Origin of the sequence: Glaciecola punicea ACAM 611 (genome assembly GCF_000252165.1) — a bacterium.
Lineage (GTDB): Bacteria > Pseudomonadota > Gammaproteobacteria > Enterobacterales > Alteromonadaceae > Glaciecola > Glaciecola punicea.
Genome location: NZ_BAET01000025.1, coordinates 17,222 through 42,737 on the forward strand (window position 1 = coordinate 17,222; position 25,516 = coordinate 42,737).

Annotated in this window: 26 protein-coding genes; 8 read left to right on the forward strand and 18 right to left on the reverse strand. The window is 41.2% G+C overall.

Annotation, left to right across the window (positions count from 1 at the left end; all coding sequences use genetic code 11):
• Positions 1-11: 11 nt before the first annotated feature.
• Positions 12-638 (forward strand): NAD(P)H-binding protein, encoded by a 627-nt coding sequence (locus tag GPUN_RS09775; protein ID WP_006006162.1) that lies wholly within the window; start codon positions 12-14, stop codon positions 636-638.
• 138 nt (positions 639-776) lie between these two features.
• A complete protein-coding gene (locus tag GPUN_RS09780) occupies positions 777-1,142 on the forward strand; it encodes a hypothetical protein (RefSeq protein ID WP_006006164.1) in 366 nt (121 codons plus the stop codon).
• Positions 1,143-1,273: 131 nt separating this feature from the next.
• Here GPUN_RS09780 and GPUN_RS09785 read toward each other — a convergent pair whose 3' ends face one another.
• From GPUN_RS09785 to GPUN_RS09795, 3 genes are all read right to left on the reverse strand, one after another.
• Positions 1,274-1,681: an ExbD/TolR family protein gene (locus GPUN_RS09785; protein ID WP_006006166.1), complete on the reverse strand. Its 408-nt coding sequence runs from the start codon at positions 1,679-1,681 to the stop codon at positions 1,274-1,276.
• Positions 1,682-1,799: 118 nt separating this feature from the next.
• Positions 1,800-2,360: a flavodoxin FldB gene (gene fldB, locus GPUN_RS09790; RefSeq protein ID WP_006006167.1), complete on the reverse strand. Its 561-nt coding sequence runs from the start codon at positions 2,358-2,360 to the stop codon at positions 1,800-1,802.
• Between the two features lie 79 nt (positions 2,361-2,439).
• Positions 2,440-2,886 (reverse strand): hypothetical protein, encoded by a 447-nt coding sequence (locus GPUN_RS09795; RefSeq protein WP_006006169.1) that lies wholly within the window; start codon positions 2,884-2,886, stop codon positions 2,440-2,442.
• Positions 2,887-3,046: 160 nt separating this feature from the next.
• On the opposite strand from GPUN_RS09795, the gene GPUN_RS09800 reads away from it, so the two are divergent.
• From GPUN_RS09800 to GPUN_RS09815, 4 genes are all read left to right on the forward strand, one after another.
• Complete coding sequence (locus GPUN_RS09800; protein WP_141567275.1) at positions 3,047-4,264, forward strand: esterase-like activity of phytase family protein; 1,218 nt, start codon at positions 3,047-3,049, stop codon at positions 4,262-4,264.
• Between the two features lie 229 nt (positions 4,265-4,493).
• The gene (locus GPUN_RS09805) at positions 4,494-4,883 is read left to right on the forward strand and encodes a thiol-disulfide oxidoreductase DCC family protein (RefSeq protein ID WP_006006172.1); all 390 of its coding nucleotides are present in this window, start codon (positions 4,494-4,496) and stop codon (positions 4,881-4,883) included.
• Positions 4,883-5,611: an SDR family NAD(P)-dependent oxidoreductase gene (locus GPUN_RS09810; protein ID WP_006006174.1), complete on the forward strand. Its 729-nt coding sequence runs from the start codon at positions 4,883-4,885 to the stop codon at positions 5,609-5,611. Before GPUN_RS09805 ends, GPUN_RS09810 begins: the two co-directional genes overlap by 1 nt.
• 188 nt (positions 5,612-5,799) lie before the next feature.
• The gene (locus GPUN_RS09815; RefSeq protein WP_006006175.1) at positions 5,800-7,239 is read left to right on the forward strand and encodes a sodium-dependent transporter; all 1,440 of its coding nucleotides are present in this window, start codon (positions 5,800-5,802) and stop codon (positions 7,237-7,239) included.
• Here GPUN_RS09815 and GPUN_RS09820 read toward each other — a convergent pair.
• Positions 7,236-8,153, reverse strand: a complete 918-nt coding sequence (locus GPUN_RS09820; protein ID WP_006006177.1) for an NAD-dependent epimerase/dehydratase family protein — start codon at positions 8,151-8,153, stop codon at positions 7,236-7,238. The two genes, GPUN_RS09815 and GPUN_RS09820, sit on opposite strands and share 4 nt — an antisense overlap.
• Before the next feature lie 24 nt (positions 8,154-8,177).
• A complete protein-coding gene (locus tag GPUN_RS09825; protein ID WP_006006179.1) occupies positions 8,178-8,975 on the reverse strand; it encodes a DUF2884 family protein in 798 nt (265 codons plus the stop codon).
• A 317-nt stretch (positions 8,976-9,292) separates the two neighbouring features.
• Here GPUN_RS09825 and GPUN_RS09830 point away from each other — a divergent pair, with 317 nt between their 5' ends.
• The gene (locus tag GPUN_RS09830; protein ID WP_006006183.1) at positions 9,293-9,496 is read left to right on the forward strand and encodes a hypothetical protein; all 204 of its coding nucleotides are present in this window, start codon (positions 9,293-9,295) and stop codon (positions 9,494-9,496) included.
• A gap of 70 nt (positions 9,497-9,566) precedes the next feature.
• Here the strand turns inward: GPUN_RS09830 and yihG (GPUN_RS09835) are convergent, their stop codons facing one another.
• From yihG (GPUN_RS09835) to GPUN_RS09890, 11 genes are all read right to left on the reverse strand, one after another.
• Entirely contained in the window at positions 9,567-10,457 is an 891-nt protein-coding gene (gene yihG, locus GPUN_RS09835; RefSeq protein WP_006006185.1) for a 1-acylglycerol-3-phosphate O-acyltransferase, YihG family, read from the reverse strand.
• Complete coding sequence (gene yihG, locus GPUN_RS09840) at positions 10,454-11,374, reverse strand: 1-acylglycerol-3-phosphate O-acyltransferase, YihG family (RefSeq protein WP_040520894.1); 921 nt, start codon at positions 11,372-11,374, stop codon at positions 10,454-10,456. The genes yihG (GPUN_RS09835) and yihG (GPUN_RS09840) overlap by 4 nt, the downstream gene beginning before the upstream one ends.
• A gap of 797 nt (positions 11,375-12,171) precedes the next feature.
• Positions 12,172-12,501 carry a hypothetical protein gene (locus tag GPUN_RS09850; RefSeq protein WP_006006191.1) on the reverse strand — a complete coding sequence of 110 codons (330 nt, stop codon included), beginning with the start codon at positions 12,499-12,501 and terminating at the stop codon, positions 12,172-12,174.
• A gap of 147 nt (positions 12,502-12,648) precedes the next feature.
• A complete protein-coding gene (locus GPUN_RS09855; RefSeq protein ID WP_006006193.1) occupies positions 12,649-13,446 on the reverse strand; it encodes a phosphoadenylyl-sulfate reductase in 798 nt (265 codons plus the stop codon).
• Positions 13,439-15,166, reverse strand: coding sequence for an assimilatory sulfite reductase (NADPH) hemoprotein subunit (gene cysI / locus GPUN_RS09860; RefSeq protein ID WP_006006194.1), 1,728 nt, complete (start codon positions 15,164-15,166; stop codon positions 13,439-13,441). The genes GPUN_RS09855 and cysI overlap by 8 nt, the downstream gene beginning before the upstream one ends.
• A complete protein-coding gene (locus tag GPUN_RS09865; protein ID WP_006006196.1) occupies positions 15,166-16,983 on the reverse strand; it encodes an assimilatory sulfite reductase (NADPH) flavoprotein subunit in 1,818 nt (605 codons plus the stop codon). The genes cysI and GPUN_RS09865 overlap by 1 nt, the downstream gene beginning before the upstream one ends.
• Before the next feature lie 102 nt (positions 16,984-17,085).
• Positions 17,086-17,871, reverse strand: coding sequence for a TIGR04219 family outer membrane beta-barrel protein (locus GPUN_RS09870; RefSeq protein WP_006006198.1), 786 nt, complete (start codon positions 17,869-17,871; stop codon positions 17,086-17,088).
• A gap of 2 nt (positions 17,872-17,873) precedes the next feature.
• The gene (locus tag GPUN_RS09875; protein WP_006006200.1) at positions 17,874-18,866 is read right to left on the reverse strand and encodes a DUF2333 family protein; all 993 of its coding nucleotides are present in this window, start codon (positions 18,864-18,866) and stop codon (positions 17,874-17,876) included.
• Between the two features lie 187 nt (positions 18,867-19,053).
• Complete coding sequence (locus GPUN_RS09880; protein ID WP_006006203.1) at positions 19,054-19,254, reverse strand: PspC domain-containing protein; 201 nt, start codon at positions 19,252-19,254, stop codon at positions 19,054-19,056.
• A gap of 473 nt (positions 19,255-19,727) precedes the next feature.
• Positions 19,728-20,765, reverse strand: coding sequence for a tRNA dihydrouridine(20/20a) synthase DusA (gene dusA / locus GPUN_RS09885; protein ID WP_006006207.1), 1,038 nt, complete (start codon positions 20,763-20,765; stop codon positions 19,728-19,730).
• Between the two features lie 441 nt (positions 20,766-21,206).
• Complete coding sequence (locus GPUN_RS09890; protein ID WP_006006212.1) at positions 21,207-22,340, reverse strand: acyl-CoA desaturase; 1,134 nt, start codon at positions 22,338-22,340, stop codon at positions 21,207-21,209.
• A 112-nt stretch (positions 22,341-22,452) separates the two neighbouring features.
• Here GPUN_RS09890 and fabR point away from each other — a divergent pair, with 112 nt between their 5' ends.
• On the forward strand, positions 22,453-23,070 hold the full coding sequence (gene fabR, locus GPUN_RS09895) for an HTH-type transcriptional repressor FabR (protein WP_006006214.1): 618 nt from the start codon (positions 22,453-22,455) through the stop codon (positions 23,068-23,070).
• A gap of 38 nt (positions 23,071-23,108) precedes the next feature.
• On the opposite strand, the gene trmA is transcribed toward fabR, so the two are convergent.
• On the reverse strand, positions 23,109-24,224 hold the full coding sequence (gene trmA / locus GPUN_RS09900) for a tRNA (uridine(54)-C5)-methyltransferase TrmA (RefSeq protein ID WP_006006217.1): 1,116 nt from the start codon (positions 24,222-24,224) through the stop codon (positions 23,109-23,111).
• Positions 24,225-24,727: 503 nt separating this feature from the next.
• On the reverse strand, positions 24,728-25,237 hold the full coding sequence (locus GPUN_RS09910; RefSeq protein ID WP_006006221.1) for an RNA-binding protein: 510 nt from the start codon (positions 25,235-25,237) through the stop codon (positions 24,728-24,730).
• Positions 25,238-25,516 lie beyond the last annotated feature (279 nt).

Here is a 25,516-nt window from a genome sequence, read left to right on the forward strand (position 1 = left end):
GTCAATAATATATGGGTAAATTAACAGCAATTGTAATGGGTGCTACCGGATTAGTGGGTAAAGCATTAGTTAATCAGCTATGCCAAGACGACCGCTACCATAAAATAACATGCTTAGTCAGGGCGCCATTAACAGCTAATAATTATCATGATCCTATGCTTAAAATAGAGCCCTTGGTCATTGACTTTACAATACTACAAGACTATCAGGGCTACTTTACTGTTGACCATGTGTACTGCTGTATAGGTACTACCATGAAAAAAGCGGGGAGTAAGTCAGCGTTTAGAAAAGTCGATTTTGAATACGTGCACGTGTGCGCGCAGTTAGCCAGAGCCCAGCGAGCCAAGAGTTTTGTATGGATCTCATCGATTGGTGCAAATGCTAAAAGCAATAATTTTTATTTGCGCGTTAAAGGTGAATTAGAAAATGCCATTTTAACTATGCCCCAGCTACCCAATGCAGCCGCGGTTAGACCCCCCTTGCTCATGGGAAACAGAAGCGATCACCGACCTGGGGAGGCTTGGGGCATAAAAATCTTAGAAGGTATCTCACCAATAATGAAAGGGCCTTTGGCTAAATATAGACCTGTATATGCTGAGCAAGTGGCAAATGAAATGATTAATCTACAGCTATTCTAATCTTTTAAGCATAATGAACCTTGCTAAGGCAAATTGAGACTAAAAAAAGTTGATAAGATAGAGCACATGGTGTATTGATTATAAAATCAAAACTTTTGACGTGCCCACTTCAAAAGTCGTCTAAGAAGGAATATCACCGTGAATGTAGTATTACCCAAAAAAATATCAAACTTGTTTGATAAAATAAAAGTAGAGCGCTTCTGGTGGGATGGCGTTCAGGTGAATATTCCCTTTCATTGTATTTATGCAATTATTCCTAATCCGATTCCGGACCATTATACTGAAATAAACGGGCTGAATGTGCCTGTTCTAAGATTAGCCGACTACCATGTGCCTATATGGGACCCCATGCACAATGAGATTAAGCACTTGCCTAAAATTGCAGTTATTTTAACGCATCACGAGGATGAAAATTTTGGCTTATATGCTCACCCAGCGGACTGTCAGGATGAAAGCTTTTCGTTGAGCTATGACGACTGGTTTATACGTCAGCGACAGAATTAAAGAAAAAGAAAAAATCAACGTTCATTACATAAAAAAGTAGTGAGGTAAGAAATAGTGGGCTCAGATTCAAAGCGACTTTTTTAAAAAACTCTCATTGAACCTGGCCCCCTTAATTTTATATCTACTTTCTTCTATGAACCTTTCTTAACCAACACTGAAACACTTTCAATACCCGCTTGCTTAATTTGGTCCATTACATCAACCACAACACCGTGTTCAGCATCTTCATGTGCCTGTATCGCGGCTGAAGTAGTGTTGTTTTCAGCTAAAAAGGTTTGTGTGTTGGCCACTACACGGCGAATATCAACAATGCGTCCAATCATGTGAATAGTGCCGTCCGCGTCGATTCGAATCGACAAGGCTTTACTAGGTTCTGATGTGTTTTGGTTTTCCGGAGGACGATTAGCCGACAAACCTTTAGAGTTGTCAAAGGTTGTGGTGACAATAAAAAATATTAGCATAATAAAGACTATGTCTAACATTGGTGTCATATCTATTTGTGCGTCATCATCGGCGGAGGTATGCTTTTTTCTTTTCATTACGTAAAGCTCTTTATTAAACGACTATTTCGATAGTATATCTACTCAGAAAAAAATGAACAGAGGGAATGTGTAAAATTAGTTAACAAATTTACCTCTACTATACATTTTTGTAGAATTATGCCGCGTTAAGCTCGTGAATTTGGTCAATAACTTGTTTGCACCACAGTTTTATACGCGTGTCGCTTAATTCGTATTGATTTTCATCATCAAGGCTTAGGCCCACAAAAAACTGCTCATCTGGTGTCAGCCCTTTTGATGCCACAAACTCATAGCCTTCGTTTGGCCAGTAGCCTATTAGATCGCAGTCTAGCAAAATAAGCTCGTCGTGTAGCATACCAAGCGCGTCTTGGAACCAGTCAGCATAGCCAAGCTGGTCGCCAAGGCCAAATAGTCCGACTACTTTTCCGCTTAGCTCAAGCGTAGCTATATCGTCCCAGGTTGACTCCCAATCTTCTTGTAATTCGCCAAAATCCCAAGTAGATATACCATATAAAATAACGTCATAGTTTTGCGACTTTGCTAATGCAGTATCTTTTATGTCAAACAACTCAACCTGCCCCACCACGTCGCCTTGAAGTAGCAGCGCTTGGAGTTGTTGCTGAATTTTTTCACTCGCCATTTCAGTGTAGCAAGTCGTTGAGCCATAAAAAATACCGATTGAAATGGGCTTAGTCATTTTTATCCTATTGGGTTTTGCTTGAAAGTTCACTTTATAAACGCTGCGCACTAGAAATAAATAGGTACGCGAGAATATATTATTTGTCTTGTTTAAAGCTTACCATAGAGCCTTCAGCAAGGATCAATTTGCATACCTGTTCTTGGCCATTTTCGTTTAGTTCCAACAAGCCTAAGCAGGCACCATTAACGATATCTTTTTGCTTTGACTTGTTGTTGAGCATTATGCTGCCTTTAAACTCTTCGTGGTATAGGCCCAGTAGGCGAACAACCTGTTGAATCGCGTGCAGCATGGGGCCCGCTGCGTCGTCTATATACACTTGGTCACCCGTAAATAAAACAAGGTCGGGTCTGTCGCTGGTTTTAGCAAATTCAATGCTATGCGCCAGTTGCGTGTCTAACTGAGGTAGAGCATCTTTGCCTTTGAAATGAGCTTTACGGCAAGACCCATGAATGACACGTGTAAGCTGCTGACTAAATTTAAAACTAAACAGCGTCTGGTCTTGGTATAAAAGAGATAGCAGCATACTGGATAACTTTAGGTATGTGTCGTCGTCGTGCTCTTGTGAGCTGTTCTCGACGTTTTGCTTTATATTACGTAAAAAACGTCTAAATATCTTATAATTAATGTAATATTCTCTAAACAATTGCGTTGTCGTGTAAATAATTATTGTGGTGTAAGCTAAAATGATCTCGAGTTCTTTTTCTCTTTTTTTGGATAAATGGGCAACAGCCTTCAAGTGTGTATTTGGGCTATTGTGCTTAGTAAGTGTAAGTTGGAGCGCTGCTAATCAAGCGACTCATAATTCATCAAATAACAAGCCATTTACCCCTAGCACACAGTTTCACAGCGCAACCATCGTAGGAAAATGGCTCACAGAGTCAAACGGTGAGTATATGCAAGACCCACAAACGTCTGGTTTAACAGTAGTGGGAGATAAAATGTACTCTGTTTCTGATGCTTCTGCGCTAGAACACCAAATTCGGCGCCTGCATGTTATTAACAAAAACACCGCTGTGATTGACACAACACTTGGACCAATTGAAATTGCGCCACATGTAGCTAACGCGAGCTGTTTTGCAGATTACTTAAACACTAGGCCAGACTACGAGGCCTTAGTGGCTATTCCTGGACAAACCAATCAATGGTTAATTGTGACAGAAGATGGCACGCGTGGCAGTAAAATAGAAGGAGAGTGTTTCGATCAGTTTGCTAACAATAATTTTACGCGTTACCCAGCGCTAATCGCCAAACTCGAAGTGATTAACAAGACCTTATTATTAACTGGCGTTCGCGCTATTGAGTTTGACGCCCTTGATAACATCGATAAACGTGGTCTTGGTCAAAATATCGAAAATGACGGTATTGAGGGCTTAGCGTTTACCCGCGACAATCGTTTATTGTTTGGCATTGAACAAGACGCTAGCGCTGCTGCCCGTGTTTTTGAGATTGCGTATTCCCCCGATATGTTTGATACGCTTGACAGCTTCCTAAAAGTGACAGACAGTAATCTATTGTTTCCTAGCAGCATGTCGCTAATAAACCCCATTAACGGGATGGATGTGTATTATCCAAGTGCAGATAGTGAAGGATATCTTATTGCGGTTGCCCGAAACAATGACCAGCTTTGGATCCTTGATTTAGCAAAGCAGCGCCCAGCAATCATAGTTGATTTGATTTTGTATGCACCATCGGATGCAAAATGTGGCAAAGGCACCTCACACAAAATGCGTAACTCGGCATTAGAAGGACTCGCCGTTGACGGTGAGCGTTTATTCTTAATTAATGACCCATGGCGCCAACAATACCCAAACAACGCTACCTGCATCTATGACAAGCCTAGGTATGAAGAATTCACGCCTCTTCTGTTTGAATTGGCCATCAACCCCATGTGGTTTAAATAGCCATGTGTGGAAAAGTAAATCCATCGCGTTTAGAGTTGCCAACAAAGGTTTATCCTTTGCATGCGTGATTACAATTCGGCTGTTCATTTGGATTTACGCCTCACAGCCATAAAACGAAAGCCGGTATAGGTCTTGTGTTTTTATTGTCATCTAATGTTTGCATTCACACGTACAACACCCATTATCAGCAAAGCTAGGAGCTTTGCTCAAAGAGAAAGAGAGGCTGTTTATGGCATTTACAATTTTCTATGATGGGCAGTGTCCACTGTGCGAAATAGAAATGAAGCATCTAAAGAAACGCAATACTCAAGGTAAGCTGTCGTTTGTGGATATAATGGACAGCGATTTCGCCACCAAATATCCAGATTTAGATTGGCACGCATTAAACGAACGTATTCATGGAATGACTGAAGATGGCGCTATGTTAGTAGGGCTAGATGCGACACACCGAGCGTGGAGTGAAGTCGGTCATTCTTGGCTTTATGCCCCCCTAAGATGGCCTGTTATTAAGTTTTTCGCAGATAAATTATATTTACTATTCGCTAAAAACCGATACAAAGTCTCTTATCTACTAACGGGCAAAAAGCGCTGTGAAACCGACTGTAAGGTAAAGTATTAATGAGTGAGCATGTATTAGTAATAGGTGCAGGTGGAGGTATAGGAAAAGAACTGGTTAATCAGCTATGCACTCATAGTCCTGATGCACAGGTGTACAGTGTCTCGCGGGGCCAAGCGTCTACTGTTTTTCATAATCAGCAGCATTTTACGTTTGACTCCACACACGAACACAGTATTAAATCATTTGTAGATGAACTGATTGAAAAAAAGATAAGGTTTTCTCGCATAATTTGTACCACGGGTGTTCTGCATACTTCAGGCGATAAAACCTTAAAGCCTGAAAAACGCTTAGAGGATATCGATCCGGCGCAGTTAGCCGAGTACTTTCGGGTTAATACCGCGGTGCCGGCCATGTGGCTAAAGTATTTGGTAAAGATTGTGGCAAAAGACAAAGCTAGTATTGTTTTCTTCAGTGCAAGGGTAGGCAGTATTAGTGAAAACGGCATTGGCGGCTGGTACGGCTATCGTGCATCAAAAGCAGCACTTAACATGATTGTGAAAACCGCCAGCATTGAATACATGCGCCGTGCACCCAATACAACACTCGCCTGTTATCATCCAGGCACGGTTGACACAGGCCTTTCAAAACCCTTTCAATCTAACGTGAAGCCAGGTAAATTGTTTAGCGCCGAATTTACGGTTTCCCAGTTACTCAGTCATATGCACGGATTTGATGCGCAGCACTCTCCTTATTACATTGACTGGGATGGAAAAACCATTCCATACTAATGTAAAGCCGCCTAGTAGTAGAGGCGGCAAGCCCCTTATTATTTAAAATCCAATATTTCTCCTTACAAAAAGCAGACATTTTTGTTAACTGCTGTTAACATTTAGCAGAAAATTTGTGATGCGTTACCTGTCTTCTCAAGTGCGTAATACTCTACATATAAAAATAACAAAAATGAAAAGGAACACTCATGGCGGGCTCTCGTGAGCAATTTGGCTCAAAACTTGGTTTTATTCTTGCCGCTGCAGGATCTGCGGTTGGTATTGGCAATTTGGTCGGATTTCCTGTTGGTGCAGCCAAAAATGGCGGCGGTGCATTTTTACTGATGTACGCAATCTTTGTTATCTTAATATGTTTGCCCGTTATGATTGCGGAAATGACAATAGGGCGCTCAAGTCAAAAAGATCCGCTAGGAGCACTCACCGATCTTTCGGGTGGCAGTCGCCGCTGGCGAGTTGCGGGCTGGTTGTCCATCATTACTCCTTTTATGATTGCCGTATTTTATTTGGTGATTACGGTTTGGATATTTGGATATCTGACTGAATCGGCGATGGGTAATCTTGACGTTTTGGCGCAACCTGACACCTTCAGTAGTTTCATTTCTGGCTACGATCTGTTTGTTTATATGGCTATTGTATTGGCTATTGTTTACTTAATTCTGCAGGGCGGGGTGAAAGAAGGAATTGAAAAAGCTGCCAAAATTTTAATGCCAGCACTATTTGCTATGCTGCTATGCTTAGTTGCCTTTGTATTAACTCAAGACAACGCTATGGCTGGCTTAAAATTTTATTTAATTCCTGATTTCAATAAAATTAACGCAAGCGTTGTAAACGCCGCGCTTTCTCAAGCGTTTTTCTCCTTATCTTTAGGCATGGGTATTATGATTACCTACGGTAGCTACATTAGCAAAGATGCCGACCTACCCTCATCGGCAAAGCTTGTTGCACTAACCGACACGGCTGTTGCGTTCACCGCAGGCTTAATGATATTACCGGCTATATTCTCGTTTAACCCTTCAGTGAATACTGCTGAGTTGAGCGAGTCGTCAATTTCGATGATTTTCTCATATTTACCGCAAATTTTCTTAGCCCTACAAACAACCTTAGGCTACTTTGGCGCAAGTCTTGTTGCCTGTATTTTCTTTTTACTCGTGTTTTTTGCGGCTATTACGTCCTTAGTATCTATCTTTGAGGTCCCGGTTGCCGCGCTTATGAGCGAAAAAGGAAAGTCGCGTAAAGGCTCTTTACTAATTTGTGGGGTGCTATTGTTGGTGCTCTCGCTAATGTGTGCGTTTTCATTTGGCTGGTTTGAGTTTTTCACTTCATTTGTTAGCTATGGCGGCGCAGACAAGTCATTTTTTGATGTGGTGTATGACGTATTCTACGATACTATTTTACCGTTAAATGGTCTTCTAATTTGTTTGTTTGTTGTCTATCGTTGGAAGAAAAGCGCGTTTAACGAAGAGTTAGAGCAGGGTGCTCCAAACTTTAAGGATAGCCTTTTCGAGCGCTATGTTAATTTTTCCTTAAGCACCTTTATTCCATTGGTACTCGCGCTTATTTTTATCAATACAGTTGCATTAAAGTACCTAGGATTCAATATAGTACAGTACATCATTGACTCATTCTAAAGCATATCGAAAGGGCTTGCATATGTTGGGGTAAAGTCTAAGTCAATAAAACTCTGCGTAGCGTCAATTAGTTTGCCTAATTGGCGCTCTTTCGGGTCGTGTAAAAATGTTGGGATAGGCAACGACAAGCGTTTAGCGCACCACTGGTAATACGCTTTACGACTTGGATGCGCAAGGGCTGATAAGTTAAAAGCATGCGATACAGGCTGAGTGCTTAGCAGGGCTAATATGGCTTGAATTACGTCAGCCTGATGAATCAGATTAACGGGATCGTTAGCATTAGGAATGTCGCTCTTGTGGCACAGAGAATAGATTGGATGGCGCATTTTAGGCGCCACAAGATTCTTGTTAGAGGTATCACTAGGATTAGGTCCTATCAGCCCAGACGGGCGCAATACTTTACTTTTGTCTGGATAATACAAGGCTAAATGAGCCTCTATCGCTTGATGTGCCTTACCTGATTCTGTTTTTGCTTGAACGGCAGTGTGTTGATTAACCTTACCGTGCTGCTCGCCGAATACCGATGTAGTGCTAATAAATATTAACTGTTGTAGGCCATTTTGCATTGCACAGTCAATTAAGGCTATCATACTGTTTACAAAGGCATGCTGGGAAAAATTTGTCCTACCAGGCGGGATATTAAGCACCAGTGAGGCATCTGTAAAACGAGTTGCCAAGACTTTCCCATTACTTGTATATTGCTTGTTTATGGGTTTATACAGGTCGAAAATATCTGCAGTGAGTGATTCAGTAAGCAGCATTTGCTGCTTACTTGCGCTAGTGACACTGCCAGAAACATTCGCACCATATTGCTGCAGAACACTCGCTAAAGGGCGGCCCAACCAGCCTAAACCCATAATATGAATAAATTTATGCTGAATTTCTCTCGTTAGTACGTGTGGTTCTAGGGCCATTAATTGTTCTACTTTTTTGTTATTTTATGCTTTCTTAGTAAAGTAAACCGTGTCGAGATAACGTAATTCGTACACTTTTCTAAGCTCTTTTTCGGTCTTGCTTAAGGCTTCAATTTTATCACACAAGGCAGCAGCGCTTTCTTTTACGCTATCGCCTAAGGTTTTGGCTTTTTTCTCGATGTCTTTGGCTAAATTCGCCATACGTGACTCTAGTGCAGTAAAGTCACCGCCGCCATTCATCATTGACTGACCAATCGCCACCATAAGCTGTCCCATAAGTGTTGACACTATTTCGGCTTTTATCTGTTCAATTTCTTTTGTTAACTCATTCCCAAGACCTAGGTTTCTTTTCAAATGTGCACTATCAAAGGTTAATGAATTAGGGTCTTGATAAACATGATCCTTAAGGGTTGTTGTAACGCCATTTATGCGTGCGTTGAGCTTTTCTGGCAGCGAGCTATTTTTACCTAGCAATCCGCTAAATACTTCCTTTAGTGCGAGATCAGTAATCTTTAAGATTTCTACTGCAATATCAACAACCATGGGAACAGAGGCCTCAACATCTTTGTAATAGCGCTGAGCTAGTTTTTGTTCGTTTTTGGTAAGCGTTATTTTGCGATCATTAACATACACAGCACCGTTTGCTGTAAATAAAATAGCCTCTTGTTCGCTAGACTTAACAATTAGTTCCTTGTTAGCAAATAAGATATCACTGCTAATGTTAACGTTACAGCTCAGTTGATAATCATTACTTGCAAAAGCGCTGCTGACAAACAGGCTGGCGCATGCCAATGTGATCACCGTTAATTTTTTGAGAGTCATTAGAAAACCTTATTATAGTGCGGTAGTAGACAACGTTGTTATAAAGTATGCAAACATAATGCTGATTAGCCACACAGTCCAATTACATTTATATGACTTCCTTAGCAAAGCTTGGGCCATTATTTTTAATCAATCAAAACAGTGGTCTATATTTTAATCAAGTCTCTAAAATAGTCTCTTTAGAGAATTAACCATAATTTAGGCAATAACGTCGTGAAATTGACTAAGATCATGTTTACCGAAAAAACACAGAGCATCCTATTTTTAAAAAGTGGATTAAGGCATAATATAGGTATTCAATTTTACAGGACACACTCATGGTAGGCACACTTTTAGTTTTTGCAAACACGCTTTTATTCGGTGCTATGATGCTTTCACTAGTACTGGGTATATCTTGTATTGCTATGGCAGCATTGTCTACTAAAACAGGCGCGCAGGCGTACAAAGAAAGAATTGAATATGGTTTTTTTGGCGTTTCAAGCTTGGGTATTATGGGTTTATTAATTTACGCGTTGGTGTAAAACTAATAATATAGCGACCTTGCCGTAAAAGGTTGCTGTCTTAAGTGCTATATTTCTACTGGCATAGAGCTTACCACTGTGTCATCCATTTTTTCATGCGCTCGTTTTTATTAAGCCAGAGTTCGTTCACCCACTGCTGGAAGCCAGCTTGAAAAGTCGGATTGTCGAAATAATCTCCGATCAATTCTTGTGACACCTCCAATGTCTTAACCTCAATAGCAATGCGGGTCATACGACCGCTTAACATATCCATCATGGGGTGTTTTGAGTGTGGATAGGCGATCGTAATATCAAGAATGTTACTAAATAGTTCACCCATAGCGGTTAGAGTAAATGCAATACCGCCGGCTTTTGGACGCAGTAAATGCGAAAAAGGGCTGTTTTGTAAAGCGTGTTTTTGGGGGGTAAAGCGAGTACCCTCAACAAAGTTGATAACAGTGGTTGGCCGGTCTACAAATTTTTCACAAGACTTTCGGGTTGTTTCTATGTCTTTTCCTCTCAGATGCGGATGTTTTTCTAGGTAGGCTTGGTTGTGTCTGCGCATGAATGGCATATCCAGCGCCCATGCCGCTAAACCAACAAAGGGCAGCCATATAGCCTGTTTCTTTATGAAAAACTTAGGCGGCGGGATTCTAGGGGCACAAAAATCAATAAGTAGTATTATATCCAAATAACTGCGGTGATTTGCAGTTATCAAGTACCATTTTTGTCTCGATAAAGGCTTGTCTATATCGATCTGAATTTCTATTCGATTAAATATTTTGATCATAGCAACACTAATAATAGCAAACGTACTGTAAAGTCTGTGCATGATATCTAAGAGCCGGCTACTGACTTCCTTTATAGGGATTAAAAAGCGGATAACGCCAAATATGATGATACACATTCCCCAAAAACCTAGGTTTGAAAATTGCAAGATTAAGTGTATGGGAAATATAGTGTAGGCGCGGACTTTACTCATTCAATTTTGTATTCCTGCTCTAACTGTATGAGCTTATTTTGTTTATGTTGCCAAAGTGAATTTACGTAGTGTTGAAACTGCTGTTTTTGTGTTTCATCGTTAAAATACTCTGCGCTATAAACGCCTGTTTCAAAAAGACTAGCAATACTAATAGTCTCTACATCCACTACAATTTCATTTACTTTACCGCTGACAAAATCACCGAAGGTTGGGATACCCTGTGGATAGAAAATAGTGACATTCACTAAGTCTGTCAAGCGCGGTCCCATGGCACTAAGAACGTAGGCAATTCCCCCTGATTTTGGCGCCAGCATTTTATGTAGCCCTAAGGTTTTATGTATGGGAGTTTGGCATTTTTTTTCGCTAAAACGAGTGCCTTCTAGAAAATTCATAATGCTTACTGGCTTATTTTCAAATTTTTCACAGGCCTTTTGGGTTGTTTCTAAATCCTTTCCCTTTAAGTGCGGGTTTTTCTCTAAAAAGCTACGGCTGTAGCGCTTCATGAACGGAAAGTCGAGTCCCCACCATACCAGTCCAATAAATGGCACCAAGATGAGGTTTTGCTTTAAAAAGAATTTCAAAAACGGAATTTTGCGATTGAATATTCGCTGCAATACCAATATATCTACCCAAGACTGATGATTTGCAATAACCAGATACCATTGCTCAATTGATAAAGTGGCGGGCATTGTGACTTTAAATGTGGTGCGAGAAAATACAGCTTGGTTAATTTGATTGACGCTAATCCATAAGCTTGCGCACTCGTCGGCAATTATCGACATTAGTCTTTGCAAAGGCTTAATAGGCAACAGTTTTACTAAGGAGCACAGCATGATGGGCATAAACCACAACAGAGTATTAAGAAGATAAATTAGGGAGGCTATGGTGCCATTTAAGAAATAAAGAATTGATCTCATGATGGTGCTAAGTACACTCTTGTTAAAAATATAATATAGTTAATTAAAGCAGATGGGCGACACACGATTATAGACCAAGTTTGACAGAATATCGACTTGTAAGTCAATCATCACCATTACCGCGCTGCCGCAGTCACTCTATTTCTGCCTTCTCGCTTACTTTTGTATAGCTTACTTGAGATTCCTGCAGTATTTTTGAGTGAAATTCTGGATTAGGAAAGTTTTCAGCAATATTTACAATAGGTTTTTTATTTTTGGTGACCATGTCATATTGACAATAAACGCAAAGGCAATAAGCACAAAAATGGTGGCCAATATTAACATGATGAAGAAGTTGACTAATACAGATGTTATTTAATATGGGGCAACCAAGAGAGTTATTTTTCATCCACCTTGCGTTTGGCTTGATTGGAATAGCTAGGCATGCTGTTTGAAACTAAGCAGTTGTAGACGTTTGATCAACGGGGTTTTTATAGTCGCTGTAGTCGAAATTTGACAACAACGCTGCCTCTATTTTATCCGAATGGGCTAGCATCCGGCTTTTAGAATAACTAATGACGTACTTGTAGTTAGTAGGCATATTCTTATTATCAATCGAACCCGCATTATTACGTAGTAGATGTATGCGTAATTTAAGACTATTTAACGAGTAAAGCATAGCAAAAACGTTTGCGATGCTCTTGAACAAACGAAGAAACGAATTTTGATACCAGTACATGGCTCAAGGATAGACTATCTATTTATAGGTATAAAAAAACCTCCATAAAGGAGGTTTTAGATTGAAAGACTGGGCTTAATTAGTGTTGAGCGGTCGCATTGTCTATGCTAGCGATTGTTGCATCTTTGTGGGCAACAATATTAATCGTCATTGTGCGATTGTCAAAAGTCATTGTAGCTAGAGCTCTGTCACTTGCATTGTCGACATTTACTAAAACGGCTTTTTCTGCTTTTTGGAAAACTAAGTTGTCTTGAATATTCTGGCTAATACATTCGCTGTTGATTTCGAATGTTTTTTTATCCATGCAATTGAATGCTTTAGTTTCACCATTTGCGCTAGTAGTAGCGAAGGATGCGGCTGATACCGATAATAATGAAGCGGCAAATATTACTGCTAATACATGCTTCATATTGGCTCCTTAGTGATTTATAGTATAAAGAGTATACGATAAAACTAGCTGGCTAACAATAGAACTCATACTAATGTGACAGTTATATTACACTTATTGTAAAAGTGCGTGCTAATTCACCAACTAAAGCGCGCATAAAGCTTCAGGCTAGATGCCTCCGCCGTCGCCAAATTCGTGTAGGCCACACTCCCTTTTTAAGCCAAAGAAACGCGTTTGTTCTTCTGTCATGCCGGCCTCCAGCTTAGCCGTAGAATGCCAATCACCAATAGAGACATAGCCTCTATCCCACATAGGGTGATAGGGTAGTTTATGCGTTTGCATATATAGGTGTAGATCGCGATTACTCTGATCAATTATAGGATGTACTTTAAACTGTGAAGCTTGCTTGTGTAAAACATTTAACGATTTACGGCCCTGTGATTGACTTCTTCGCAGGCCAGCAAACCATGTTTTAGCCTTAAGATCGCGCAGCGCTGTCTGCATAGGCTTTACTTTATTCATTGTGTTGTATTTTTCAATATCTTCTAGACCTTTCTCCCACAGCTTTCCAAAACGTGCTTCTTGCCATGCCGCACTTACCTGTGCCCTATATACATGAAGGTTCACATCGAGCTTTTCGGTAAGCATATCGATGAACTGATAGGTTTCAGCAAACAAATGGCCGGTATCGGTAAGTACCACCGGAATGCCAGGAGCTACCTGATTCAGCAGGTGTATCATTACTGCAGAATGAGCACCAAAGCTAGACGACAACATATGCTGACTAGGCAGATGTGTTAGTGACCATTCGACACGCGCAAGAGGCGTTAAATTTTCTAACATAAGATTCATGTCAGCAATTGACTCAGTCACCGCGTTGACGTTAATGGTTTGCACAGTCTTATCACAAGCGACGCTCCTGTCGCTCTTACCGCTCTTACCTTTGTGCGCCGTTGCACTACGCATTTGCTGACACCACATAAAAATCTTTGGCTGAGTCGACAACGGGGGCGACAATGTTGGTTCTTATTACAAAATCGCCAAAACCTTCTGCATTGTTGCGGTTTTTTGCCCACTTACCAATCAGTTCATCAAGTATTGTCATAATATCGGTGTCGAGCATGTTTTCCTTATACATTCTAGGTATTCGTGTGCCTTCGATATTGCCGCCAAGATGCAGGTTGTATCTATTAGGGCCCTTGCCCACGAGGCCAACCTCCGCTAGCATGGAACGTCCACAGCCATTGGGGCAGCCGTTTATGCGATAAATTATGCTGTCGTTGCTTAAACCATGCTTTGCTAATATGCCTTCTAATGTTGTTACCGCATCAGGCAGGTAGCGCTCAGCTTCGGCCATAGCCAGAGGACAGGTTGGCAGTGCTACACAGGCCATAGAGTCTTTGCGTTGATTACTTGTAGACGCTTCTAATAAACCATGCCTTATAGCAATGTCTTCAATAATTTGCTTTTGATCGCTGGGCACACCGGCCACAATTAAGTTTTGGTTGGCGGTCAATCTAAAATCACCCTGGTGCACTTTGGCCAGTTCAGCGCAACCTTTTTTTAGTGGCTTGTTAGGAAGATCTTTAATCCGGCCGTTCTCAATAAACAGAGTTAAATGATGCTTTTTGTCTATGCCTTCTATCCAACCAAAGCGGTCGCCTCGCGAGGTAAATACATAGGGTCTAGAATCAGAAAAGGTAATATTGGCGCGCTTTTCAACTTCAGCTTTAAAGACATCAACGCCCACTCTTTCCAATGTATATTTGGTTTTCGCGTTTTTTCGATTTACTCTATTGCCCCAGTCTCGCTGAGTTGACACAACCGCGCCGGCCACAGCCAATGTATCTTTGAGTTCAATAAAGCCAAAATCGTCTGCTTTACGCGGGAAAGTGCTTTGATCGCCATGGGTCATGGCCAATCCACCGCCTACTAGCACGTTGAAACCAATTAGTTTGCCGTTTTCGGCAATGGCCACAAAGCTTAAATCGTTCGCGTGCACGTCCACATCATTTTGTGGGGGGATAACCACCGTGGTTTTAAACTTACGCGGTAAATAATTATTCCCTAAAATAGGCTCGTCTTCGGTGGTTGACTCTACCTTCTCTCCGTTTAACCAAATTTCGGCATATGCGTTTGTTTTAGGCAGTAAGTGCTCGCTTATTTTTGTGGCCCACTCCCACGCTTCTTTATGCACTTGGCTCTCGATAGGGTTTGAGGTGCACAGCACATTTCTGTTTACATCCCCGGCGGTGGCGATTGAGTCAATGCCGGTGGCGTTTAATAATTGATGCATGGGTTTGATACTGGGCTTAAGTACACCATGAAACTGAAACGTTTGTCTGGTGGTTAATCGAATACTGCCGTAGATTGATTTTTCTTGCGCAAATTTGTCGATTTCTAGCCACTGCTTTGGCGTGATCACACCGCCTGGCAAGCGTGCTCGTAGCATCACATTGTGCAAGGGCTCAAGCTTTTGCTTGGCCCTTTCACCCCGGATGTCGCGATCATCTTGCTGATACATACCATGAAAGCGAATTAGCTGAAAATTATCTGCAGTAAAGCCGCCAGTAACATCATCGCTTAAGTCGGTGGTAATGGTGCCACGTAAGTGCTTACTCTGCGCTTTGAGTCTCTCGTTATCTGAAGGTTTTCCTTCAACATGGTGCAAGTCTTTGCTGCTCATTAGTAAACATCCTTTTGGTAACGTTTCGTTTTGCGCATATCAACGACATAGTGTTTAGCCTCTTGCTCACTTTTACTACCGTGGGTTTGAATAATGTTAAGAAGTGCTTTTTCGACGTCTTTGGCCATATGCATGGCGTCTCCACACACGTAAAAGTGGGCACCTTGCTCAAGCCATTCATATACTTCTTTACCATTTTCTAGTAGGCGGTCTTGCACATAAATCTTGTTTGCTTGGTCGCGTGAAAAAGCTAAGCTTATTTTAGATAGCAATCCCTCTTTCAAATAACGCTGCCACTCTACTTGATATAAAAAGTCTTGGGTGAAGCTTGGGTTGCCAAAAAACAACCAGTTTTTACCAGCTGCACCTAAGGCTTCACGCTCTTGCATAAATGCCCTAAAAGGAGCAATGCCGGTTCCGGGGCCTATCATGATAATAGGCGTGTCAGGATTGGTGGGCAGTCTGAAATTCATGTTGTTTTCAACAAATACCTTCATTTTTGCGCCCTCATCTAAACGAGTGGCTAAAAACCCCGATGCACCACCTTGATGACGAGAACCAAATGCTTGGTAATCAATGTGTGCCACGGTTAAATGCACTTCATCGTCTACTTCACTTTGGCTAGAGGCGATTGAATAAAGCCGCGGGCTGATAGGGCGAAGTGCATCTATTAAATCTTGTGCGGTAATAGTATTGGGAAACTGTTCCACAATATCAACAATTTGCCGCTCTTCTAAAAAAGTTCTTAGCGCTGGCTTATCATCTAATATTGCCTGTAGCCCAGCGTCTTTAGTAGCCGCTAAATATGCTTTGACAAAACCTGGATAACTTAGGGTAAGCTCTCTTTTTTCAATAAGTGCTGTTTTTAATGACACTGTTTCACCTTTTATGGTGACCAAGGCATCAGCTGTTGTGCCGGTTGCCCTTATAACGCGCTCGGCAAGTGCGCCGTCATTGGTGAAGTACACGCCCAGCGAGTCACCGGGTAAATATTGAAGATTAGAACCTTCAAGTGAAATTTCGGCGTGCTGAATATCTTTGACGGAGCCTCTGCCGGTAATTTTCACACAGCTCAGTAAAGCAGCGGTAAAGGGGTTTTGTTTGCTGTATTTGTTTTCTGGCGGCAATTTCTCCTGTTGATTAACAGGTATGTTGTTAAGAGTGTTTGCCGCTTCAGCCGGTGACAATGAGGCGATTAATAAACTGGTTACGCTTTGCGACCAGCTAGCAATGTCGTCATTGTAGTCTACGTCGCAGTCGAGTCTTGCAATGATAGGCCGTGCCCCAAGCGCGGCTAAACGGCTGTCAAAATCTTTGCCTGTTTGGCAGAAAAATTCGTAGCTAGTATCGCCTAAGCCAACTATGGCATAGCTTAGGTTGGTCAGTCTAGGGGCTTTTTTACTGGCTAAAAACTCGTACAGCTCTATGGCGGCGTCGGGTGCATCTCCCTCACCATGTGTGCTCACAAATACCACTAAATGTGTTTCGTCTTTAATTTTACGCGGTTTGTAATCCGACATGTTAACAAGTTTAGTTTTGGCGCCTTTACTGGCTATATGATTGCTAAACGCTTGTGCCTCGTGTTTGGTATTGCCGGTTTGGGTTCCGTACAATACGGTTAACATCGGCTGTTCAGCCTGAACTAGGGCGCCGCTTACATCTAAGACTGAATGGCGAGCATGAGCAGACAGGCCAGACAGATAGCCGCTAGCCCAAATAAGTTGGTCTTCGCTAAATCCGGAGACAGCGCGAGAAAGAGCCGTTAACTGAACGTCGTTTAGGGCTTGTGAGGATGAATTGTCGTTTTGTTGATTCATTAAAAAACCGTTATTCTTTGCTATAGACAAAGAGTAACGGTTTTTGATTATAACGTGAACGGATAAAAGCTGATTTTTTATGCCGTTTTGGACTGAGTTAGTTTAAAAATCGAATTCAAGTCCAATAAACGCGCCGTCAAATTGTAAATCAGCATAAATGCCGTCAACATCATTAAGATCTAATTCAGTCGCACGGTAGCCAATTTGTATAGATAAATCTAGCGCTAAGGTTTCAATAAAGCTATAGGCTAATGCAAGCTGATAATCGGTAAATGAGTCGTCGCCTATGGCTAGAAAAGTGCCTTCTGCTGTTAGCGAAAAGCCGGTGAAAGGCAGACCTACTTGCATCTTGCCGTAGCCCATTGGGATAATGGCATCTATATTTTGTTGACTTGAGCGACCGTCAATGTCGGCTACAAAAACATCGCCATCCAGTTGTTTACCACTAATACCGATGTCGATAGAGATTAAATCGTTGTCGAGTATCTCATAGTATAAAATATAGTCGGTCGCGCTTAACTTTACTTCGGAGCTAATAGTGGCACTCGCTAAGAATACCTGGTCGCCGAAGTTAAACGGACTGTCTATTACATTTGAACCACTTGTATTAAGCGTGGTGCGAACAAGCTTTATATTGGGGATCAAGGGAATAGGGTGTTCCAGTGCGGCATAAAAACTCGTATTTGTTTCGTCTTCGAATTTAAAGGTAGCTAATGACTCATTTTGTGCAAAACCTCCCTGGGCGGCAACATTCCAGGCTTGAATACCCACATAACCGCCTAATACTGTGTCGGCCATTGCTTGTGTGCTGCTAAGCGCGACACATACCGCTAATCCTAGGCCGCTCAGCAAATAGCGGCTCATTACTGCACTTTTCATTTGTTTCATAGTTAGCCTTGGTTTAATAATTCTGATAATTCAATAATTGCGGCGTTTGCACGTGAAATGTAGTTTGCCATTACCAGCGAATGGTTCGCAAGCATTCCAAATCCGCCTCCGTTTAGTATAACGGGACTAAACACAGTTCCTTGAGTGGCTTCTAGCTCCCGAATTATTTGCTGAAGGCTGACAGTCGCATTTTTCTTGCGCAAAACCTCGGCAAAATCGGTTTCCAATGCTTTTAAGAAATGCAGCAAAGCCCAACTGGCGCCTCGCGCTTCGTAAAAGTTGTTGTCTAATTGAAACCAGCCTGTTTTATTTACCAGCGCGGCGTCTTCAGGTGACGAATAAGTGGCCGATGGATCGCCTGCTAAATTAGTATTGATTACCTCAGTGCCTACACTGGCGCTAAGGTTTTGAGACAAACTGCCGAGTCTTTTTTCAACTTGTTTTAAATAGTCTCGCAAATTGTCGGCGCGGGCATAAAATTGATTATTACCAGCGCGAGAATTACCAAGAGCGTTGCGGTAGGTATATAAATGATTAATGGCTTTGGTATATTCACCTTCGGTAGAAGGCAGTAACCAGCGGTTATTATCAAGGTTAAGACTTGTTTGTGCATCGGCCAGTTCATCGCTATCTATAGACTGCGACTGCGAACGACCAAAGTCTCGGCGAATAGCTAGGGCTAAATCGCGGCTCATTTCAATTACGCCAAACTCCCAGCTTGGAATATTATCCATTAATATGCCTGGCGGCATCATGTCGTTGTAAATATAGCCGCCTGGTTTATCGAGCATTTTTTCAAGTACGATAATAAGCGCGGTGGTGGTGGTATAGCCTGTTACCACCGTTTGATTATTCGCTTGGGCCTGCTGATTTGCCTGCTCATCTACGTCAAATACGTCTGGTTCAAAACTCCACCAAAACCCGAGTAAACACAATGTAACGATAATGGCTGCGAAAAAGGCACTGATACTTTTCGTTGTAAAGATAGAGCTCATTATTTTCCCTACTAATGTTTAATTGTTTTTGAGGCGAGTGACCAAAGGCCCTGAGGTGCTCTAGTTTACTCGTATGGACAGCACTTGAGCAACCTAATTCACCACTTCGCTGACACAGGTCATTAGATATACACCTATTTGTGTAGTATGTAAGCTTAATCGTTGTCTGCAAACGTACCGAGCTGTTTTATCGGTACCTTACCAGTAAGATTGCCAGTACATAGGCCAGTCCAATAGCGAATGGAAAGATTAAAAACATCGTACCAGCGACTGCTCTGACAATCCATGGATTAATATCTAGATACTTTGCAATGCCCGCACATACGCCTGACACTTTTGCATGCTGCGCATCTCTAAAGAATCGCCTGTCGTTAATAATCGTTTTCATAAAATTCCTTATTAAGGGTTATAACGCTTACTGTATGATGCCTAACATAGCGCTGGGGTAACATGTTTCCTGATAAATACAATGTACAAATGATAATCAAGCTTTTGTCCTAATCATTTTCAAATGGGTCAGCAGTAAAAACAACACACTGCCAACAATGAAAAATAAGACAGGAGACAACAGCAAACTAAGAAGGTTGACTTGTACTAGCATATTTTTATTCCTTGTGCTTAATTTTTGTGAGTAGCGCTGCCGGGACTATCTTTGTGTAAATAGAGACATAAAAGATACTACGCAGCGGCTAATCACCTAAGTAAAATTACTGCTGCACAGTGCAGCCGTAATTTTACTTAGCGAATGCTATGCCAAGAATGTTGAATTTGAAAAAGTTATTCGAAACAGTGCTTTAGCGCAGCACCTAAATATAGTAGCCCAAAAGGAAAGTTTTATTTTGAAATAAGTAGTCATTTCCACTAGTTTGGTTGGCGGTTTTGACCAAAAATTAGTGTGTCCTTTTCTGCCTTGTCTTGCGCTGCTAAGACTTGCTCATACGCTTCTATTAAAAGCTGTGGGTTGTTGTGCTTTGCAGTACCGTTTTGGCTCAAATAACGACGCCATATTTTGCCGCCAACTTGGCTTTGAAACAGACCAAGCATATGGCGAGCAATATGCCAAACGCGCGCGCCTGACGATGATACCTGCTCGTTAATATATGCGCTCATTGCATACACGACTTCGCTTCTTGTAATTTGATCGTCATTTGCATGTCCAAAAATTTCAGCGTCCACATTGCTTAATATAAAGGGGTTTGCATATACTTCACGTCCCATCATAACGCCGTCAACATATTGCAGCTGATGTTTAGCTTGTTCCAGCGTGGTAATGCCGCCGTTTATACTTATTTTCAGGGCAGGATTGTCTTGTTTGAGTCTATGAACGCGTTCGTAATTAAGCGGTGGAATATCTCGATTTTGCTTGGGACTAAGTCCTTGCAGCCAGGCTTTTCGTGCGTGCACAATAAAATGTTCACAGCCTGCTTCATATATGGGTAGAACAAAGCCGCTTAAGCCCGCATCGTCATCCATGTCATCTATGCCTATCCTGCATTTAACGGTAACAGGTATGTCTACTTCAGCCTGCATGGCCCTTACACATTCGGCGACGACCGAAGGGCTAGACATCAAGCATGCGCCAAAACTACCGTTTTTTACGCGATCAGATGGACAACCCACGTTGATATTAATTTCGTCGTATCCGCGTGATTGCGCCAAGGCTGCGCATTTCGCCATATCTGCAGCATTACTGCCGCCAAGCTGGAGCACCAAGGGATGCTCTGCTTTATCAAAATGCAAATAATCCCCTCTGCCATGAATTATGGCGCCGGTGGTAACCATTTCAGTGTAAAGCACACTGCGAGAGGACAGCAAACGCAAGAAATAGCGACAGTGTCGGTCGGTCCAATCAAGCATAGGGGCCACACAAAAACGATGATTAATAGCAGGCTGAGTCATAGATAAAATATACAGATTTAAACGGATCGCATACTAACATATTCATAATGGCGTTCAAAAAGCTATTTAGTGTTACCCGCAGGAGACGACTTAAAAATGCGATGAGTATATAGTGAATGCGACACAATTTGAGCCGGTCACTTTTTTAAGGTGTCAGTCAGTAGCGTCGATTGAATTGGCTTGGTCAAATAACCGTACATCCCAGTCTTTATGGAGTGCTCAGCTTCATTAGCGTTTCGTTTTATAATTGCTCTATAAAAAGTATTGTGCTTACGACAATAGCGAACAGCAGCACAATAAGCGCTAATGGCCATGCACTTCGCACATTCTATTTAAAAGGAAGGCTGTATAAAAATTTACTAGACAGATAGCTATAGAATCTTCCTCTATGAAGATTAAGGCAATAAAAAAGGATGCTAGAAGCATCCTTTTTGTTAACTGCTAAGCCGGTATGGGTTCAACGTAATAAGAGTACAGCGATTGCCATTTTTCTTTTTGCAACGTAAAGGATTGTTTCATTTCCTTATATTTGAAATCGAGCTCCATGTTTTCATACGAGGCCTGTAGTGTTTCTTTTTTCAAAGCTACAAGTGACTTCTTAGTCTTATAATACTCAGCCATTCTATGTAATAAAAGGTCGTATTCTTGCTGCACCTTGTTGAGTACTTCTTCGGCGTTGGGCAGATGAATAAGCTTGGTTTTTGCGTGTTTTAGCTGCATCTGCAGTTTCGCTTTTTCAATGCGTTCTTCAGGTGTAGTGCGTAAGTGGGAAGTTAACTTAAACCATGAAAGGGTTTTTATTAACCACTTAGTCGGGTCGTACTGCCACCACTTAATGCCATTTCTATAATCATATTCAAATATGTGGTGATAGTTATGATACCCCTCACCAAAAGTGAATAAAGCCACAATGCCGTTGTCTCTTGCGGTGTTGGTATCGGTATAAGGACGCGACCCCCAAACATGTGCCAATGAATTAATTAAGAAAGTAACGTGATGCACCGCAACAAGTCTAGCTACACCGGCTATTAACATCATGCCTATAATATCGCCGTTTAAAAAGCCTAAGAAAGCGGTTATACCAATGTTAGAAGCAAGCACTATAGGAATATAATGCTTGTGCTGCCACATAACAACTTTGTCTTTTTGTAAATCGCGACAATTTGAATAATCGTTATATCTATTAGACTGATACTCTCTTAGCATCCAGCCCATGTGTGAATACCAAAATCCTCTTTTGGCTGAGTATGGGTCTTTGTCATTTTCATCTACATGGCGATGATGAATCCTATGATCGCTAGCCCAGTGTAATATGCTGTTTTGCACTGCCATCGCGCCGCCTACAGCAAGAACAACTTTTACAACGGGATGTGCCTGAAAGGTTTTATGCGACCATAAGCGATGATAGCCTGCTGTAATAGACATGCCAGTAAAGAAGAACAAAGCAACAGCGGTTAATATTTCGGTCCAACCAATACCAACATAAATAGCCCACAAAGGAGTACCAATAAATGCTATTAAGGTGGTAACCACGAATATGGTAACGGTGAGTGGAATAAGGGGTGGTTTTTTCAAATCAATATACTCAAGATATTCAGCGTACGAGTGTGCGCTAACTTAACTTTTAGTATCGTTAAGTGCAAGAAACTTATTGCAGAAAACACAACAACGGTGTAAACATTTAGGTATGAATCGTCAACAACAAAAACAACAAACTCGTCAGCGCATCATAGATGGCGCATTTACGCTATTAGACGATAACAAAAGCTTCACTACCATCAGCTTACGTGAGGTTGCGCGCGAGGCAAATATTGCCCCTACTTCCTTTTATCGTCACTTTGCTGACATTAATGAATTAGGCCTCACTCTTGTCGATGAGTCGGGCTTAGCCCTCAGGCAGCTTATGCGTCAAGCGCGTAAACGTATTGCATCAGGCGGCAGCATTATCAATATTTCGGTTGACACATTTATTGAATTCATCATGAGCAACCCGAACGTGTTCCGTCTTTTATTGCGGGAACACACCGGCACGTCAGCTTCATTTAGGGCTGCTGTTAAGCGCGAGATTCAGCATTTTACGGAAGAGTTAGCCGATTATATTGTTGATAAAATAGGCACACCAATGCCAATCGCCTATATACAATCAGAAGCAATGGTAAAGTTAGTGTTCAGCGCAGGCGCTGAAGCTATAGACGCCGACAGTACTGAAACTGAACTTATAGCTAAAAGGGTGAAGGCACAACTTCGCTTCATTGAAAAAGGCGCAATGCACTACGCAAACTTCGTTAATATTGAGAAACGATGATGTTTGTGCCTAACAACTTTAGCAACGAACAGTATACGTTATCTCTTTTGTAAAATAAGGCCTGATTCCATATGGTGAGTGAACGGAAATTGATCAAACAAAGCGACCTTAATTACGCGGTGTGTTTTAATTAATATTTGCATGTTGGCTACTAAAGTTGATGGATTACACGACACGTAAATAATCGTATTAAAGCTCGATACCAATTGCAGTGTCGTTTCATCAAGCCCGGCTCGTGGAGGATCGACTAAGACAGTAGAAAAAGCATAGCTATCTAAATCGATATTAGCTAAGCGATTAAACGCTCTGACTCTATTAAAAGCCTCTACAAATTCTTCACTCGAAAGCCTAGCAATAACAAGATTATCAATATTGTTCGCTTGAATATTAAACTGTGCCGCGTTTACCGATGTTTTGGATATTTCAGTTGCCAGTACCTTCCTAAAATGTAGACTTAAGGGAATAGAAAAGTTGCCGGCGCCGCAGTAAAGCTCAAGTAAATCGGTGTCATCTTGATTAATATTATCGATAACCCATTCAATCATCTTTGTATTAATAACGGCGTTTGGCTGTGTGAAGCTATTTTCTATTTGTTTAAATGAAAATGACGTGTTTTTAATTAACAGCTTTTCAGTCACAAAGTCGTTGCCAACAACTACTTTTTGCTTGCGCGCTCGTCCAATAATATTAATATTGCCCAAATGTCCTAATTCTTCTAGCAAGTGTTTTGCGGCCGCTTGCCACTGCTCATCTAATTTTTTGTGATACAACAAACTAATGACAAGTTCATTTGTGGTTGTAGCTAAGTAGTCGATCTGAAATAGTTTTGTACGCAGTACTGATTGTTGGGTAATAAAGCCAATAGCCGCCTGCATCGCGCTACTGATAAGGGAGCATGCGGCCTCAAGAGTATCGACTCGATATCGTTCTTTGGTTTCTTGATTAAACATAATATGGTAAGAATCTGCACCTTGATGCCAAATTCTAAACTCTGCTCGCATTCTATAGTGGGCTTCGGGCGACTTAAATGCTTGCACTTCATCTTCATAAAAAGGCGACATTAGCTGAGTTAAATGCTGTTTTTTCGCCATGAATTGTTCGTTATAGCTAAGCTGCTGTACTTCTTGGATAGAGTGTGAAATCAGATTTATCATAAAATTACCTTTCTTTAAATATCTGTTAATTCTAATGATTATTGGAAAATTACCAACTCTTTATTAAAGAAATCACTAATCACTACTGATATAGCGTTGAGGATGGTGAGGTATTATTTTATGAATACAATTTAAGCACAAAATATAGTGTTACCGGCTTCGAGTAATAAGGCACTTTTTAGAAATAAACTTATTACCGGCGTAAAAGCCGGTGTCGACCTAGTAAAGACTCATTTAACCAGTATTGCAAATGCGGAATTGTTTAAAATAATTAACAATACAGAGAAGTCTATTATTGGAGGTATTCAAAAGTTTGCAGTAGAGTATTGTGTGTATAATGTAAATTCCTGATGTGTTGCAGGCTATTAATAGATTTCATGCTTTTAATAATCAGTTTACTTAGTGGTATTATGAATAGTGCGCTAATAATTAAAGACCGCTTTTAAAACGGTCTTTAATTTTGTACATCTATAAAAGTATAAAAATGTCCGTGAAGGTGTGCATTAATGTTGTTTCTCGTTGGCCGGGCGAACAATAATATTTCGTTCCATAAGTTCACTCTCGTTTAGCTTTTCTATAAACGCAGTTTCATCGCCGCTATTAATTTCTATAAAGCCAAAGCCCTTACGCCGACCTGTACGTTTATCTTTGACAAGCCTTACCGATTTAACTACGGCCACTTTTTCAAAGTACTCTTGTACAATTTGTTCATTTGCTTTGTATGCAAGATTACCTACATAGAGTGTTGAGGTCTCGTCAGCGTCAGCTGGCGCGGGCTCTACTGTATTATTTGCTAGTGAGCTTGATAGCTCACTAGCAACTGACTGCGAGTTCGGCCGCGCAGAACTTTGTACCGAGGAAACAACCATAAAGCAAACTACAGTTACTATTATAAAGATACTTGGTAATAAGTGAGTAAGATTAGCAGCGAATGCTGCAGATGAAATAAGATAAGCCAATATAGCTAGCGCAAACGCGATGACAAAGGCTAATGAAGTTTTTACAGATATCATGGTAATCCACCATTTTGTTTTAATTGTTATAGGTAATGTGTTGCGCACTCATACTAAAGCGTTACACAAATATAGCCAGTAATAATGATTAAGTCATTATGTAGTTACATTATAAGCAGAATTTTAACAATGTTTACCCATAACTTATCCGTCTTTGCGCAGAAAATATGCAAACAGGTGTTTTTAAAAAGTTTTTTAATAAAAGCACTTGCTTTGGGTAAATCTATCAGTACAATGCGCCTCTCGCTTCGGGGAGCCAAGGAAAAGCTTAGAGAGTAT